Annotated in this window: 15 protein-coding genes; 12 read left to right on the top strand and 3 right to left on the bottom strand. The window is 61.5% G+C overall.

Features of this window, described 5'->3' with window-relative positions; genetic code table 11:
- Positions 1–9: 9 nt before the first annotated feature.
- The 11 genes from KKO72_RS15340 to KKO72_RS15290 all read left to right on the top strand — a co-directional run bounded on the left by KKO72_RS15340 (position 10) and on the right by KKO72_RS15290 (position 12946).
- Positions 10–1518, top strand: coding sequence for a tripartite tricarboxylate transporter permease (locus tag KKO72_RS15340; protein ID WP_214940354.1), 1509 nt, complete (start codon positions 10–12; stop codon positions 1516–1518).
- Between the two features lie 121 nt (positions 1519–1639).
- A complete protein-coding gene (locus tag KKO72_RS15335) occupies positions 1640–2905 on the top strand; it encodes a glucarate dehydratase family protein (RefSeq protein ID WP_214940351.1) in 1266 nt (421 codons plus the stop codon).
- Between the two features lie 3 nt (positions 2906–2908).
- On the top strand, positions 2909–4525 hold the full coding sequence (gene garD / locus KKO72_RS15330) for a galactarate dehydratase (RefSeq protein ID WP_214940348.1): 1617 nt from the start codon (positions 2909–2911) through the stop codon (positions 4523–4525).
- 49 nt (positions 4526–4574) lie between these two features.
- Entirely contained in the window at positions 4575–5357 is a 783-nt protein-coding gene (gene garL, locus KKO72_RS15325) for a 2-dehydro-3-deoxyglucarate aldolase (RefSeq protein ID WP_214940345.1), read from the top strand.
- A 56-nt stretch (positions 5358–5413) separates the two neighbouring features.
- Positions 5414–6304 carry a 2-hydroxy-3-oxopropionate reductase gene (gene glxR / locus KKO72_RS15320; protein ID WP_214940340.1) on the top strand — a complete coding sequence of 297 codons (891 nt, stop codon included), beginning with the start codon at positions 5414–5416 and terminating at the stop codon, positions 6302–6304.
- Between the two features lie 142 nt (positions 6305–6446).
- Positions 6447–7733 (top strand): glycerate kinase, encoded by a 1287-nt coding sequence (locus KKO72_RS15315; RefSeq protein ID WP_251140695.1) that lies wholly within the window; start codon positions 6447–6449, stop codon positions 7731–7733.
- Positions 7734–7795: 62 nt separating this feature from the next.
- A complete protein-coding gene (locus KKO72_RS15310; protein ID WP_214940337.1) occupies positions 7796–8764 on the top strand; it encodes an SMP-30/gluconolactonase/LRE family protein in 969 nt (322 codons plus the stop codon).
- A gap of 129 nt (positions 8765–8893) precedes the next feature.
- The gene (glcE, locus tag KKO72_RS15305) at positions 8894–10021 is read left to right on the top strand and encodes a glycolate oxidase subunit GlcE (RefSeq protein WP_214940334.1); all 1128 of its coding nucleotides are present in this window, start codon (positions 8894–8896) and stop codon (positions 10019–10021) included.
- Between the two features lie 14 nt (positions 10022–10035).
- Positions 10036–11292 (top strand): glycolate oxidase subunit GlcF, encoded by a 1257-nt coding sequence (gene glcF, locus KKO72_RS15300; RefSeq protein ID WP_214940331.1) that lies wholly within the window; start codon positions 10036–10038, stop codon positions 11290–11292.
- A 156-nt stretch (positions 11293–11448) separates the two neighbouring features.
- Positions 11449–11820, top strand: coding sequence for a hypothetical protein (locus tag KKO72_RS15295; RefSeq protein WP_214940328.1), 372 nt, complete (start codon positions 11449–11451; stop codon positions 11818–11820).
- A 157-nt stretch (positions 11821–11977) separates the two neighbouring features.
- Positions 11978–12946: a DUF2971 domain-containing protein gene (locus KKO72_RS15290; RefSeq protein WP_214940326.1), complete on the top strand. Its 969-nt coding sequence runs from the start codon at positions 11978–11980 to the stop codon at positions 12944–12946.
- A 331-nt stretch (positions 12947–13277) separates the two neighbouring features.
- Here KKO72_RS15290 and KKO72_RS15285 read toward each other — a convergent pair whose 3' ends face one another.
- Together KKO72_RS15285 and KKO72_RS15280 are read right to left on the bottom strand one after the other, a co-directional pair.
- On the bottom strand, positions 13278–14105 hold the full coding sequence (locus KKO72_RS15285) for a PRC-barrel domain-containing protein (protein ID WP_214940323.1): 828 nt from the start codon (positions 14103–14105) through the stop codon (positions 13278–13280).
- 236 nt (positions 14106–14341) lie between these two features.
- Entirely contained in the window at positions 14342–14992 is a 651-nt protein-coding gene (locus KKO72_RS15280) for a glycine zipper 2TM domain-containing protein (protein WP_214940320.1), read from the bottom strand.
- 198 nt (positions 14993–15190) lie between these two features.
- On the opposite strand from KKO72_RS15280, the gene KKO72_RS15275 reads away from it, so the two are divergent.
- The gene (locus tag KKO72_RS15275; protein WP_214940317.1) at positions 15191–16249 is read left to right on the top strand and encodes a 3-deoxy-7-phosphoheptulonate synthase; all 1059 of its coding nucleotides are present in this window, start codon (positions 15191–15193) and stop codon (positions 16247–16249) included.
- Between the two features lie 11 nt (positions 16250–16260).
- Here KKO72_RS15275 and KKO72_RS15270 read toward each other — a convergent pair whose 3' ends face one another.
- A complete protein-coding gene (locus tag KKO72_RS15270; RefSeq protein ID WP_214940315.1) occupies positions 16261–16746 on the bottom strand; it encodes a glutathione peroxidase in 486 nt (161 codons plus the stop codon).
- Between the last annotated feature and the right edge of the window lie 38 nt (positions 16747–16784).

Below are 16784 nucleotides of genomic sequence, written 5' to 3'. Positions count from 1 at the left end.
AGCCATTGCATGTTTGACCTCTTCCTTCAGGGTGTTGAAAACGTCTTCACCTTCCAGATGCTCGGCCTGATCTTTTTCGGCACAGTCGTGGGCATCATTTTTGGCGCCATTCCGGGCCTGACGGCCACCATGGCGGTGGCGCTGTTTCTGCCCATCACCTACTCATTAAGCGCCAGCGCCGGCATTGCGCTGCTGGTCGGGCTGTACATCGGCGGCGTCTCGGGCGGCCTCATTTCAGCCATTTTGCTCAAAATCCCGGGGACACCGGCCTCGGTGGCCACCGTGTTTGACGGTGGCCCCATGATGGAACGGGGCGAAGGCGCCAAGGCGCTGGGCGTCGGCATCTTCTACTCGTTCATAGGCACACTGCTGAGCATTTTTGCACTGATGTTCATTGCGCCCTCGCTGGCCAAGATTGCCCTGGCGTTTGGACCGCATGAGTATTTCTCAATCGCCATCTTCTCGCTCACACTGATCGTCACCCTGTCCACCGGTTCGATGGTCAAGGGCCTGTTCTCCGGCTTGCTGGGTTTTGCGTTCTCAACCGTTGGTATTGCGCCGGTAGACGCCACCACACGCTTCACCCTGGGTCTGACCGAACTCAATGGTGGCTTCGACATTCTGCCGGTGCTGATTGGTCTGTTTGCGATCTCCGAGATCATCAAAGTAGCCGAAGAAGTCAAGACCGAGACCCATGCCAAAGTCACCATCGTCAAGTTGAAGGGTTTCGGCTTTTCCGTGAAAGAGTTTTTTGAGCAGGGCTGGAACATGGTCCGCTCCACATTGATCGGCACCGGCATCGGCATCTTGCCTGGTATCGGCTCCGGCACCTCCAACATCGTGTCCTACATGGTGGCCAAGAAACAGTCCAAACATCCTGAGAAATTCGGTACAGGCATCATCGACGGCGTTGTGGCCTCTGAAACCGCTGCCTGCTCTGCTGTGGGCGGTGCCATGATCCCGCTGCTGACCCTGGGCATCCCGGGCGACACCGTGACGGCCATGCTGCTGGGCGGCTTCATGATCCATGGCATCCAGCCCGGGCCGCTGCTATTCGTCTCGCAAGGTCCGCTGGTGTACACCATCTTCATCGCCATGCTGGTGTCGGCCGTGATGATGCTGTTTGCTGAGTTGTATGGCGTGCGGGTTTTTGTCAAATTGCTGGGGGTACCGAAATACATCCTGCTGCCCATCATCCTGGTGCTGTGCTTCGTGGGCGCCTTCGGTCTGGGCAACCGGATCTTTGACGTGGGTGTCATCGTGTTCTTTGGCCTGATCGGTTATGGCTTCGTGAAGTTTGGCATCCCGCAGACGCCCTTCATCATCGGCCTGATCCTCGGCCCCATGGCCGAGACCAACCTGCGCCGTGGCCTGATGCTGTCTGACAACAACTTCATGGACTTCCTGACCTCTCCGATTTCAGGCACGTTCATCGGTTTGTCGTTGGTATCCGTGCTGTGGCATGTCTACAAGACCCACAGCAGCAAAACGGTCAAGACCACGACTGCGACCGCCTAGTTCCTGGGCCAGCGGCCATCTGGCCCTGGCCCAGACACACGGACTGGTTCCGGGTTCTACCCTCTCTCCAGGTGCTTTGGCACCCATTGCTTGCCGATCCATTTTTGTCTGAGTCATCATCATGAAAATCACCGCCGTCCGGGTCACACCGATTGCCATCAAAGACCCCGCCCTGCTCAATGCGGCGGGTGTGCACGAGCCCTTTGGCCTGCGCTCCATCATCGAGGTGGAGGGTGCCAACGGTCTGGTGGGCCTGGGCGAAACCTACGGCGATGCGCCGGTGCTCGACCTGCTGACACGCAGCGCCCCCACGCTGGTCGGCCTGTCGGCCTTTGACCTCAACGGCATGCTGGCCCGTGTGGCTGCACTCGCGCCCAAAACCAACACCGGCCATGTCGAAATGGAACTGGCCCCGGGCTCGCTGGCCAGCAACCTAGTCACCAGCGCGTTCTCGGCGTTTGAGGTGGCCTTCATGGACCTGCAGGCCCGCACCATCGGCATCCCGCTGGTGGAGCTGCTGGGCGGGGCTGTGCGCGACAAGGTGTCGTACTCGGCCTACCTGTTCTACAAATGGGACGCCTCGGTCGATCCCGAGTACGCCCCTGACCCCTATGGCGAGGCGGTCAACGCCGAACAGATCGTCAAACAGGCCAAACAGATGATCGACCAATACGGCTTTGAGAGCATCAAACTCAAGGCCGGTGTGTTCGAGCCCGATGAAGAAGCCGACGCCATCCTGGCCCTGCGTGCAGCTTTCCCCAACCACCAGCTGCGTATCGACCCCAACAGCAACTGGTCGATGGCAGCCAGCCTGCGGGTGGCCAAGAAGCTCGACGGTGTGCTGGAGTATTACGAAGACCCGACCCCCACGCTGGAGGGCATGGCCGAGTTGCACAAGCTGACCAACTTGCCCCTGGCCACCAACATGGTGGTCACCAACTGGGCGGAGTTGAAGCGCGCCATTGAACTCAACTCGGTGCAGATTTTGCTGTCAGACCACCATTTCTGGGGGGGCCTGCGCGCCACCCAGGCGCTGGCGCGCACCTGCCAGACTTTTGGTTTGGGGCTGTCGATGCACTCCAACTCCCATCTGGGCATCAGCCTGATGGCGATGACCCATCTGGCCGCCTCGGTGCACCACCTGAGTTACGCCTGCGACACCCATTACCCCTGGCAGCAAGACGAGGTGCTGGTCGGCGGCCGGGTGCCGATTGTGGGTGGTTGTGTGCATCTGAGCGACAAACCCGGCCTGGGTGTCGAGCTGGACCAGGACAAACTGGCCGAGTTGCACGAAGCCTTCAAGGTCTGCCGCATCCGCACCCGCAACGACGTGATGCAGATGCAGCGTTTCCGGCCCGACTGGAAACAGATCAAACCGAGGTTCTGAGCCATGAACAGCACACCGCTATTCATCACCATGCACCCGGCAGACAACGTGGCCATTGTGGTCAACGATGGAGGTTTGCCTGCGGGCGCGGTGTTTGGCAACGGCCTGCGCCTGGTGCAAGCCGTGCCACAAGGCCACAAGGTGGCGCTGGTCGATTTGCCGCAGGGCAGCACCGTGCGGCGCTACAACGTAAGCATTGGCGAAACCGTCCGCGACTTGCCCGCAGGCAGCTGGGTCAACGAGTCGGTGTTGCTGATGCCCGACGCGCGTGCGCTCGACAATTTGCCGCTGGCCACCCAGGCCGCGCCAGACTTGCCGCCGCTCGAGGGTTATACCTTTGAGGGTTACCGCAATGCCGACGGCTCGGTTGGCACACGCAACATTCTGGCGATCACCACCACGGTGCAATGTGTGTCAGGCGTGGTCGCGATGGCGGTCAAACGCATCAAGGCCGAGCTGCTGCCCAAGTACCCGAATGTGGACGATGTGGTGGGACTGGAACACGCTTATGGTTGTGGGGTGGCGATTGACGCACCCGACGCCATCATCCCGATCCGCACCCTGCGCCACATCAGCCAAAACCCCAACTTTGGGGGTGAACTGATGGTGGTCAGCCTGGGCTGCGAAAAGCTGCAGCCCGAGCGGCTTTTGCCAGCGAATGCCATCGCTATCAATAGCGTATCTACCAGCCCTTTGGATACAAGGGCTACAAGCAGTTTTGGCGCAAATTCCTGCGAACCTGAGCCGCTCGATGTGGTCTGTCTGCAATCCGAGCAGCATGTGGGTTTGATGTCGATGATCGACGCGATCCTTCAAAGTGCCGACAAACACCTGGCCCGCCTGAACGCCAGACAACGCGAAACCGTGCCCGCCAGTGAACTGGTGGTGGGTGTGCAATGTGGCGGCAGCGATGCCTTCTCGGGTGTGACCGCCAACCCCGCCGTTGGCTTTTGTGCCGACCTGCTGGTGCGCGCTGGTGCCACGGTGATGTTTTCCGAGGTGACCGAGGTGCGTGACGGCATCGACCAGCTCACCGCCCGCGCCAGCAGCCCCGAGGTGGCGCAGGCCATGGTCCGCGAGATGGCCTGGTACGACGCCTACCTGGCCCAAGGCAGTGCGGACCGCAGCGCCAACACCACACCGGGCAACAAAAAGGGTGGCCTGTCCAACATTGTTGAAAAGGCCATGGGCTCGATCATCAAAAGCGGCAGCGCGGCCATCAGTGGGGTGTTGTCCCCCGGCGAGAGCCTGCGTGGCAAGGGCATCACCAGCGGCCTGGTGTATGCCGCCACCCCAGCCAGCGACTTTGTCTGCGGCACGTTACAACTGGCCGCGGGCATGAACATGCATGTGTTCACCACCGGCCGTGGCACGCCTTATGGCTTGGCCGAGTGCCCGGTGATCAAGGTCGCCACCCGATCTGACCTGGCCCGGCGCTGGCACGACCTGATGGACGTGAACGCCGGCCGTATTGCCGAAGGCAGCGCCAGCATCGAAGACGTGGGCTGGGAGCTGTTCCACCTGATGCTTGATGTGGCCAGTGGCCGCAAACAGACCTGGGCCGAGCAGTGGCAGCTGCACAACGCTTTGACCTTGTTCAACCCGGCCCCCATCACCTGAGCCTCGCCCCCCGAGCGCTCAGCCCCCATTCAACCAACCAAGTATTGCCATGACCCAAGTCACCCCCTACCAACCGTTTCCCAACAGTTTCAAACGCGACCTGCTGGCCGGCAAAAAGCTCATCGGCTGCTGGTCGGCTCTGGCCAGCGCTATCACCACCGAGGCACTCGGCGTTGCCGGATTTGACTGGATCCTGCTCGACGGCGAACACGCGCCCAACGACATGGGCACGCTCATCCCGCAGCTGATGGCGCTCAAGGACAGCCCCAGTGCGCCGGTGGTGCGCCCGTCTTGGAACAACCCGGTGGAAATCAAGCGTCTGCTGGACGCCGGGTTTTACAACTTCCTGATCCCGTTTGTGGAAAACATCGACGAAGCCCGCAAGGCCGTCGCCGCCACCCGTTACCCACCCCAAGGCATGCGTGGTGTGTCGGTGTCCCAACGCAGCAACCGCTACGGCACGGTGCCCGACTACTTCAAAGGCGCCAACGAACAGATGTGTGTGATGGTGCAGATTGAAGGCCCGGCCGGTGTGGCCGCCGCACCCGAGATTGCCGCGCTGGACGGCATCGACTGCCTGTTTGTTGGCCCGTCCGATCTGGCCGCCGGCATGGGCCACCTCGGCAATGCCAACCATCCCGAAGTGCAAGCGGCCATCACCAGTGTCTTTGCCGCCGCCAAGGCAGCGGGCAAACCCTGCGGCATCCTGGCCCCGGTGGAGGCGGACGCCCGCCGCTACATGGCCATGGGCGCCACTTTTGTCGCCGTGGGCAGTGACCTGGGCGTGTTTCGTGCCGCCACCCAGGCGCTGCGCGACAAATACCGGGACTGAGCGCCCCCTGGCTCACCCCCTTTTTTTAATTCGTCAATCTGTATTGGAGTTTCACAATGAGCAAATTAGGATTTATCGGTTTGGGCATCATGGGCACCCCCATGGCAGCGCACCTGATCAAGGCTGGCCACACGTTATTTGTCACCACGCTGGGCCCGGTGCCCGCCGAGCTGACGGCTGCCGGTGCTACCGCATGCGCTAGCGCGCAGGAAGTAACCCAACACGCCGACATCATCTTCCTGATGCTGCCCGACACCCCTGATGTGGCCAAGGTGCTGTTTGGTGATAACGGCGTGGCCTCTGGCCTGACTGCTGGCAAAACCGTGGTCGACATGAGCAGCATCTCGCCGATGGAAACCAAGGTGTTTGCACAAAAGATCAACGCCCTGGGCTGTGAGTACCTCGACGCACCGGTGTCCGGTGGCGAAGTGGGCGCCAAAGCCGCCAGCCTGACCATCATGGTCGGTGGTTCACAAGCCGCGTTTGACTTGGTCAAACCGCTGTTTGAACTGATGGGCAAAAACATCACCCTGGTCGGTGGCAACGGCGACGGCCAGACCACCAAGGTGGCCAACCAGATCATCGTGGCGCTCAACATCGCCGCCGTGGGTGAAGCCCTGCTGTTTGCCAGCAAGGCCGGTGCCGACCCGGCCAAGGTGCGCGCCGCACTGATGGGTGGGTTTGCCTCCAGCCGCATTCTCGAAGTGCATGGTGAACGCATGATCAATCGCACGTTCAACCCTGGCTTTCGCATCAAGCTGCACCAAAAAGACCTGGGCCTGGCGATGCAAGGCGCACGCGAACTCGGCCTGGCCTTGCCCCAAACCGCCGGTGCGGTGCAGCTGATGCAGGTGTGCGCCGCCAACGGCATGGCTGACCTGGACCACTCGGCGCTCGTGAAGGCACTCGAACTCATGGGCAACCATGAGGTCGCCAGCGCCAAATAAACACAAGGGCCGGGCCACACAGCTGTTGACCCGGCCCTTTGGCACTACCATTTAAATAGCTGCATGCCCTTGAAGAATAAGGGCTACAAGCCATTTTGACGTATAAACGCAGTTTATCTGCCAAAGCCCACCCCAACTGCCCATGACGCCAAGCCCAGTCACCCAGCAGCGCGCCCTGCTGCGCCAGATGTTCGATGCCGCTGTGGCCGCAGCGCAACCCGCGCTGTGCCTGCCACCGCATCTGCCGCCGCCACCCAAGGGCCGCACCATCGTGATAGGTGCGGGCAAGGCCTCGGCCGCCATGGCGCGCGCGCTCGAAGACCACTGGCCAGGCCCGCTGGAAGGTCTGGTGATCACACGCTACGGCTATGAGGTGCCCTGCCAGCGCATCGAGATTGTGCAGGCCGCCCACCCGGTGCCCGATGCTGCCGGACTGCAGGCCACACAACGTCTGCGCGACCTCGTCACCGGCCTCAGTGCCGACGATCTGGTGATCGCGCTGATCTCGGGCGGTGGCTCGTCCCTGCTGCTGGCACCAGGCGCTGGCCTCACGCTGCAGGACAAACAGGCGGTCAATGCCGCCCTGCTGGCCAGCGGCGCCAGCATTTCTGAGATGAACTGTGTGCGCCGCCACCTCTCAGACATCAAGGGTGGCCGTCTGGGCGCAGCCTGCCACCCGGCGCAGCTGCTCACGCTGCTGATCTCGGACGTGCCGGGCGACAACCCGATGGACATCGCCTCCGGCCCCACGGTGGGTGACAGCAGCACCTGCGCCGACGCACTGGCCATCGTCCAGCGTTACCAGATCAGCCTCCCCCCGGCCGCACGCGCATTGCTCGAGAGTGGCGCGGGGGAAACCATCAAGCCTGGTGACCCGCGTCTGGCCCACAGTGTTGTCAAGCTGATCACCGCACCGCAGATCGCCCTGCAGTCGGCAGCCCAGGTGGCCCAGGCAGCCGGGTTCACACCCCACATCCTGAGCGACAGCCTGGAGGGCGAGTCGCGCGATGTGGCCAAGGTGCTGGCGGGCCTGACCCACCAGGTGGTCCGCCAGGGCCAGCCGTTCCAGGCGCCCTGTTTGTTGCTCAGTGGTGGTGAGACCACGGTGACCCTGCGCGGCACCGGACGAGGCGGGCGCAATGTGGAGTTTTTGCTGGCGTTGGGCATTGCACTGGCAGGCACCCCGGGGGTCTACGCGCTGGCGGCAGACACCGACGGTGTCGACGGCTTGGAAGAGATTGCCGGTGCCCTGCTCACCCCCGACACCCTGGCGCGTGCCTGGGCGCTGGGCATGAACCCGCGCAGCTATCTGGACAACAACAACGCCCACAGCTTTTTCCAGGCGCTGGGTGACTCGGTGGTCTGCGGGCCCACACTGACCAATGTGAACGACTTCCGCGCGATTCTGATCAACCCACCCACGGCCTGAGCCGCTACAGGCCAAGGTTTGCCGGGCACAATGGCACCTCCCTTTGATGCCACTCTGCCCACATGAATCCTTCCGCACCCGAGCACCCAGCCACTTGGCAAACCGTCGCCCCCCACCGCTGCCAATTGGGTGAATCGCCCTTCTGGCACCCGCAAGAGCAGATGTTGTATTGGCTCGACATCCCGGGCCGCCAGGTACTGCGCGCCAACACCTACATGGGCACGGTCGAGACCTGGGACTTGCCCAGTGAGCCCGGCTGTATCGCCCCGGCAAGCAGCGGCGGGCTGGTGATCGCCCTGCGCCACGGCGTGTTCCGCGCCCGCGAGTGGGGCGGTGAGCTGCAGCTGCTGGCCACGCTGGACTACGACACCACCCAGATGCGCGCCAACGACGGCAAATGTGATGCCCAGGGCCGCCTGTGGATCGGCACGCTTGACGAGACGCGCCAGCTCAAGAACGTGGGCCTCTACTGCCTGGACACCCACCACCCCGAGCACCCGGGCCAGGTCCATATCAGCTGCAAGATTGCCCCCAACGGCAGCTTCACCACCGCCAACGCCCTGGCCTGGAGCCCCGACAACCGCACCCTGTACTGGGCCAACTCACCCAGCCACACGGTCTGGGCCTGGGACTTTGAAACCAGCAGCGGCGCCATGTCGGCGCAGCGGGTGTTTGCCAGCTTCGAGCCCAAACCCGAAGGCTGGCCAGGCACGGCCGCCGCACCCCTGGTCTACGGTGGCCGCCCGGATGGCGCCGCCGTCGACGTGGCGGGCAATTACTGGGTCGCCATGTATGAAGGCCAGCGCGTCTGCCAGTTTGCGCCGGACGGCCGCCTGCTGGCCGACATTCCGACCCCGCTGGTCTGCCCCACCATGCCCTGTTTTGGTGGCGAAGACCTCAAAACCCTGTACCTCACCAGCGCCAGCAAAAACCGCCCTGCCGACGAGCTGGCCACCTACCCGTTGTCGGGCCAGGTGGTGGCAATGCGGGTGGCGGTGGCCGGGCTGCCGGTGCAGTTTTTCCGCGACTGAGTCGGCTCGCCCGCAGCATTGGGGGCGGCGGGAGTTTGACAATTTTTCGAACACAGACGTTTCAAAAAATTCAAGCCTGCCGTCAGGACTTGGCCCTAACATGGGCCATCTTTTTTTGCCCGCACTGCCATGACCGACACCCTGCCCGCCCTGATCGACCGCATTCGCGCCGCCGCAGCAGCCCACACACCGCTGCGCATCCGGGGCCACGGCAGCAAGGATTTTTATGGCGAAATGCTGCAGGGTGAATTGCTCGACACCAGCGGCCACACCGGCATCGTCAGCTACGAACCGACCGAACTGGTCATCACCGCACGCGCGGGCACCCCACTGACTGAGCTGGAGGCCACGCTGGCACAGCAGGGCCAGTGCCTGGCGTTTGAGCCCCCGCGTTTTGGCGGGCGTGGCACCGTGGGTGGCATGGTCGCAGCCGGGCTGAGTGGCCCGTCGCGCGCCAGCGTAGGCGGTGTGCGTGACTATGTGCTGGGTCTGCAGATGGTCAATGGCCGGGCTGAACACCTGATTTTTGGTGGCCAGGTCATGAAAAACGTGGCTGGCTACGACCTCAGCCGCCTGATGGTGGGCAGCCTGGGCATCCTGGGCCTGCTGACCGAGGTGTCGCTCAAGGTGATGCCGCTGCCCGCAGCCGAAGCCACCCTGGTGTTCGAGGTTGACCAGGCCCGTGCGCTGGAACAATTGCACCGCTGGGGCGCGCAGCCGCTACCGCTCAACGCCAGCCGCTGGGAACAAGGTGAACACGAACCCGGCGAGGTCGGCCAGCTCTTTGTGCGCCTGCGCGGCGCGGGCGCTGCGGTGGACTCGGCCATCACCAACATGACGCAGGATCTGCCCGGCCATACCGTGGACCCCGCACAAGCCAGCGCCGACTGGACTGCCTGCCGCGACCAGACCTTGCCGTTTTTTGACGCCGCCGCCCACCCGGGCCTGGCCCTGTGGCGCCTGAGCCTGCCGCAGACCGCCCCGGGGCTGAACCTGCTCTGGCCGCAGCTGGTGGAATGGCACGGCGGCCTGCGCTGGGTCTGGGCACCCGAGTCGGCCGCCGCCAAGTTGCGCGACCTGAGCCAGGCCGTGGGCGGAACAACTATGCTTTTCAGAGCAAATGAGCCAGACACAAAAAGGGCTATCGACCGATTTGAGCCCCTAGAGCGGCCACTCGACCAGATCCACACGCGCCTCAAGGCCGAGTTTGACCCGGCCAACATCTTCAACCCTGGGCGCATGTTCCGTTCGCTCTGAGCCGCCGTATCGCCATGCAAACCCAACTCAGCCCCCAATACCAAGGCACGCCCGACGGCTTGACCGCCGAGGCCATTCTGCGCAACTGTGTGCACTGCGGTTTTTGCACCGCCACCTGCCCGACCTACCAGCTGCTTGGTGACGAACTCGACAGCCCGCGTGGCCGTATCTACCTGATCAAACAGGTGCTCGAAGGCGCCAAACCCACGCGCAAAACCCAGCTGCACCTGGACCGCTGCCTGACCTGCCGCAACTGCGAAACCACCTGCCCCAGCGGCGTGCAATACGGCCACCTGCTCGACATTGGCCGCAAACTGGTGGACGCGCAGGTGCCGCGCCCGGCCAACGAAAAAGCCATGCGCTGGACACTCAAGGAAGGCCTCTCGTCGCCGCTGTTTGCACCTGCGATGGCCATGGGCCAGCTCGCACGTGGCCTGCTGCCCCAGGCACTGCAGAAAAAAGTGCCCGCCAAACAAAGCGGCGGCGCCTGGCCCACACGCCAACACCCGCGCCAGGTGCTGATGCTGGCTGGCTGTGTCCAACCCAGCATGAGCCCCAACATCAACAGCGCCACCGCCCGTGTGCTGGACGCCGCGGGCATCCAGACGGTGATCGCACCCAAGGCCGGCTGCTGTGGAGCCCTCAAGTTTCACCTGAACGACCAGGACGGTGGCAAGAGCGAAATGCGGGCCAACATCGACGCCTGGTGGCCCTACATCAACGGCGTGGCGGGCCGCCCGGGGGTCGAAGCCATTGTGATGAACGCCTCGGGCTGCGGCGCCACCGTCAAGGATTACGGCCACATCCTGCGCGACGACCCGGCCTACGCGGCCAAGGCGCAACGCATCAGCGACCTCGCCCACGACATCAGCGAATGGCTGCCCGAACTGACCGAGAAACTGCGCGAACGTGTCAAACCTCGCGCCAGCACCATCGTCTGGCACCCGCCGTGTTCACTGCAACACGGCATGAAGTTACGTGGCGGGGTGGACAAATACATGGCTGAGCTGGGTTTCAAACTCAAGATCACCGGCTGCGAATCCCACCTGTGCTGCGGCTCGGCCGGCACCTATAGCGTGCTGCAGCCGGAGATCGCCACCCAGCTGCGCGACCGCAAACTGGGCCACATCAACCACACCTTTGAGAACGGCCCACCCGACAGCATTGCCTCAGCCAACATCGGCTGCATCAGCCATTTACAAAGCGGTACCAAAACACCGGTGCGGCACTGGATTGAGCTGCTGGATGAGGCGCTGCAGGCTGGGGTGTGAGGACTGCGTGGGCTGGACTTCACTGAACGGGGCGCGGGTGGAGGTGGCAGGCAGGGTTGCAGTCATTCAGTGGCATCCCTCAATCGGGGGATGGTCTAAAGCGTCGGCCTTGGCACAATCTAAGGAGAACTTTGTTCGCCACCGAAGGACTCTGGCATGCGCTACCTGATTCAACTTGCCATCCCGCTCATGGTTGTCATTGCTACCGCAGTTGCTGCACCTCCATCAGAAATGACCGCCATAGGCCTGCAAAGTGCGGTTGAAAGTTTTGCTCTTACCTACCTGGCATATTCAGCGCCACATTGGATTTGGTTGGCCATCACTGGTTACTTGGAAACTTCGGACACCTCGTGTTTGGGCGGACTGAGTGGCTTGAACGTACTACTCACCTGTGTTGCCTTGATAGTTCTGTTTTCTGCGTCGCATGAAGCTGCCAATGGCTGGTTGATCTATTTCTTGGGTACACCAGTTGCGGCTGCGATAGGTGCAGTTGTAGCCAAGCGATTTGGCTTCTTGGCGTCTGAGTGAGGATTGGCGAAAAGTCTTGCAAAGGTACTGATGTGGCCTACCGTTTTTCAGCGGTTTCAGTCATTCCACGATTTCTCCTGTTCTGGGGATACTCAGGCAGTGAACTTGCTGTCAGAATTGTCGGCTGAGAACTTGCTCTCACATCTGCATTCGTAACATGAGCGATCCGACCTTCTTTAACCTTGCATCAGCAGAGCTTTGGGCTGACTTTCAAGAGGAGTCATCCTTCCCGTCGTCACGCCCCTTGCTCGCTCACTACACATCCATTCAAACTTTCGAGCAAATCGTCACTAAAGAACAGTTTTGGTTTTCCAATCCTCTTTTCATGAATGACCTCGAAGAGTTGCAGTTTGGCATGAGCGAAGGCGCGCGCGAACTACATCAAAATGAAGCAATTCGTAAGGCGTGTGGCACGCCAGAGAACCACAAAAAACTTCTACAAGATTTTGACCGTTTGTTCAGCGATTTCGATTCAAATCACGTTTTAAACACATACATACTATGCTTTTCGGAGCATAACGCTGACGACAACGACGGATTGCTATCCATGTGGCGTGGCTACGGAAACTCGGGTTCAGGTGCAGCTCTTGTAATCAGCACTGCCAACATAAACGAATATGCAGATTCGCCGCTAATCGTTGGCAAAGTGCATTACGCCTCAAAGATTGAGCGGAAAAATTGGATCTGCGAAAAACTAACTAGCCTTGCAGCAGTAATTTCCGTTCACGCAAAGGTGGAAGACGATTTTTATTACGCAGCCTGGGCTTGGCTGCAGCGCTTAAAGTCATTTGCCCTTTTCACGAAGCATCACGGGTTCCATGAAGAGCGAGAGTGGCGTGTCGTCTATATGAGCGACAAGGATAAAGAGCAAATCTTCAAGAAATACTTCGGTCACCTTGCCACAAACAAAGGCATTGAGCCGAAACTTAAACTTCCTATCAAGCCAATACCTGAACTAAAAACAGAAAACATCTCCCTAGAAACCCTCGTGGATCGAATAATACTTGGCCCTTCTGTATCGAGCGCTCTCGCAGCAAACTCTCTGCGGCAAATGCTTAAAAATATTGGACAGCACAACTTAGCGGAGCGAGTTGTTGCTTCAGAAATTCCCTTTAGGTCTACCTAGCGTGAACATTAACAGCTGCAAAACTGGTTGGGTACGCGGACGCTTTTCTTGAGTGCTAAAGGATAAATTTCGACGATTTGTATAAGCGCTGTCTGTAAATTTGGCTGTCGGCTTCCAGCCTCAATCTGCCTTCGGCTGTATGGTGAAAATGGCGCACACATGGGCAGCAAATGACGGCACTGATGATTGGCCGCACTGCGCAACGCAGGCCTCTGCCACCTCGCATAGCTACAGTAGCCATAGCTACCAGCCCTTGCTAAATGAGGGCTAGCGATAGTTTTCATACAGACCCAGCCGACACCTAACGAGGCCAAACCCGCAGACACCCCTCCTACGACCTATCCGGCGCGGTTGTGTGTTCACGCTCCCAGTAGCTCGGGCGTTCGTAGTGGCGGTACAGCGCCTGCTCTTGTTCACGGGTCAGTGGTGTTGACGCATCAAAACGCGGGCTGTCCTGGATGGCTTGGCGGCTCAGGTTGACGCTGACGCGTGAATCGGCCCAGCGGATGTCGCTGACCCAGTCCGGCGGGATCAGCACCTGGTGCCCCAGCCACCAGTTGCTGGTGTCGGCCACCAGGTAACGAATCGTCCAGCTGTCTTCATCCACCAGCATGCCCTGCACATGGCCGATGTCGCCGTCGCTGGCTTCCAGGTGATCACCCAGCACCGCCTGGCAACTGCGCAGGTGCGGGTCGTCGTTCTGCCGCAGGGTCTGCTCGGCGCGGGCGTAGACACCCGCCACCTCGGACCGGACTTGGGCCAGCGCCTCCGGGTTCAGCCCAGCCGGTGGTGCCAGCACCGGGTTGTACAGGCCGTTGCCCCACAGGTCGTCGCTACCCCAGTAGTAGGGGTAACCGTAGTAGTCGGCGTACTGCACCTCGTGCTGGCGCGATACCGGCTGGTTGGTGTCGATGTCGGGGCTGTTTTTGACCGCCTCGCGGGTGATGCGCACCGGCAGGCGTTTGTGTTCCCAGTCGGCCTGCATCAGTGAAAACGGCGAGATCAGCACCTTGCGGCTGAGCAGCCAGGTGCCGGTCTCGACCACCAGAAAACGGATGGTCCAGCGCTGGTCGTCAAAGAAAAAGTCGGTGACGTGGCCAATTTCGCCATCAGTGGCGCCAATGGTGTAACCCTTGAGGTCGTTCATGCTTCGCAACATCGCGCATCCTTCAGTGTGGTGAACAAGGCCCCACTGTGGACGGTTTGGTGGGCAGGCTCTGTGCGCCAGCGCGCAAACGGTCGCCCCGGCAACCACCTGCGCTACTTGATCAGTAGCTACCCGCCCTGATCATAAAAGGGCTAAAGGCCGATTTGGCTCATGTGTCAAAGACTTTGGCTCATGCCCAAACCCTTTAGCCCAGGCCGGATGCAGCCAGCTGCTGGCCAATTGGTGTGTTAACGCCAATGCCCGTGGCCATGGCCGTAGTTGCCCCCCCAGTAACCCCAGCCCAGGTTCAAGGACACCGGTGGGTAATAGGGCCGGGGCGCATACACCGGGTAGACCGGTTGTGTCACGATCACGGTGGTGGGCTGCACCTGGTCGTAAGACAGCTGTGCCGTGGGGGCGGCAGCGGCTGGCGCAGCACCCACTGGCGTGACCTGCAGCTGCAGTGTCGGCCCGGGGTCTTGGGGCATTTGCACGCTGTATTGTTTGCCGGCGTACTCGTAGACCACGTTGTAGGCCACGGTGCGGTTCTCGTAGAAGGTCTGGCTGCTGCAACGCTGCACGTTTTGCAGCTGGGTGTCGCCCTGGCCTTCAATCCGGTCGCCCAGCACCGCGCCGCCAAAGAGGCCAAGCATGGTGGCCGCCGCCTGGCCGCTACCGTGGCCAATGGCATTGCCCATGGCGCCACCAGCGATGGCGCCCATGACCGCACCCGCACCCGACTTGGGCTGGGCCACCGCCACCTGTTCGGTGCTGCACACCTGGCGTGGCACCGCCACCTGCTGGATGACCGGTGTGCTGGAGACCACACGCCCGACTTCCTGGGCAAAAGTGGTGCCGCAGACAAGCGCCAGGGCGGCCACAAGAATCTGTTGTTTCATGATGAGACCTTTCTCAAAGAGAGCCCTGATTGGATCACCGGCTGGCAGTTGAGTTCTGCAAAGTCTTGTAAAGAAAAGTAGCCTGACTGATACTGTTCCCCCAGCATCTTTGCACCATGGCCGCCAGAGCACTATGCTTAGCATAGCTACCAGCCCACGTAGAATCAGGGCCAGAGCCACATTTTTCATCACACCATCATGACCTTCCCGAACGCCTTTGAAAACCTGAACGTGTTGTCGCAGCAAACCCTGCTGTCACCCACCGCGCTGCACGACGCGGTGCCCGCCAGTGACCGTGCCATGCGCACCGTCAGCCAGGCGCGCCAGACGGTGGCCAACATCCTGCAGGGCAGCGACCCGCGCCTGCTGGTGGTGGTGGGGCCGTGCTCGATTCACGACATCCCCGCCGCCATGGACTACGCACAGCGCCTCAAGGCGCTGGCGGCCGAGGTGCAAGACCAGCTGTTTGTGGTGATGCGGGTGTATTTTGAGAAACCACGCACCACCGTGGGCTGGAAGGGCCTGATCAACGACCCACACATGGACGATTCCTTCCGCATCGAAGACGGCCTGCAGATCGCCCGCAAGCTGCTGGTGGACCTCAACGACATGGGCCTGCCCTGCGGCACCGAGGCGCTGGACCCGATCACCCCGCAGTACCTGGGTGACCTGATTGCCTGGAGCGCGATTGGTGCCCGCACCACCGAGAGCCAGACCCACCGCGAACTCGCCAGCGGCCTGTCGAGCCCGGTCGGCTTCAAAAACGGCACCGACGGCAGCCTGGACGTGGCGGTGAACGCGATGTTGTCCGCCGCCCAGCCGCACGCGTTTCTGGGCATCAACGAATTTGGCCAAGTGGCACTGACCCACACCCGTGGCAATGCGTTTGGCCATTTGATCCTGCGCGGTGGCAGCGTGCCCAACTACGACTCGGTGTCGGTGGCAGAGGCGGCCGACGAACTGGCGGCGGCCAAGCTGCCGGTCAACATCGTGGTCGACTGCAGCCACGCCAACTCGCGCAAAAACCACAACCTACAAAGCCTGGTGCTCAAGGACGTGGTGGGCCAGCTGGTGGAGGGCAACCGCGCCATCAAGGGGGTGATGTTGGAGTCCAACATTCAGGAGGGCAACCAGAAGCTGGGCAAGCCCGAAGACCTGCGTTACGGTGTGTCGATCACCGACGCCTGCCTGGGCTGGACTGCCACCGAAGACGCCCTGCGTGACGCCGCTTTGCGGCTGGCAAGCCGGGCGTCCTGAGGGGCACTGAATCAGGCTGCTAACGCGGCCTCAATGTCCTTGGCCAGGCTGGCCGGGGTGTCGGTCGGTGCGTAACGTTTGCGCACCGCACCGTCCTTGCCGACCAGAAACTTGGTGAAGTTCCACTTGATGGCCTTGGTGCCCAGCAGGCCCGGGGCCTGGCCGCTGAGCCACTGGTACAGCGGGTGGGCGCCGCTGCCATTGACGTCGATCTTGGCCATCATGGCAAAACTCACACCGTAGTTGCGCTGGCAGAACTGGGCGATCTCACCATTGCTGCCTGAGTCCTGCGCACCAAACTGGTTGCACGGGAACCCCAAAACCACCAGCCCTTTGGCGCCATAGGTGGCATGCAGCTTCTCCAGCCCGGCAAACTGCGGCGTGAAACCACAGGCGCTGGCGGTGTTGACGATCAGCATCGCATGGCCCTTGAACTGGTTCAGGGGCACCGGTTTGCCGTCAATCGACAGCGCCTCGAAGTCATACACAGTGGTCATGGGAGCCTTTCGAATGTGCGTGAAAACACGCCGTGACA

This window comes from Rhodoferax sp. U11-2br, assembly GCF_018619435.1.
Taxonomy (GTDB): Bacteria; Pseudomonadota; Gammaproteobacteria; order Burkholderiales; family Burkholderiaceae_C; genus Rhodoferax.
Note: the sequence above shows the minus strand (reverse complement) of the source record. Positions and strands in the feature narration are given on the sequence as shown.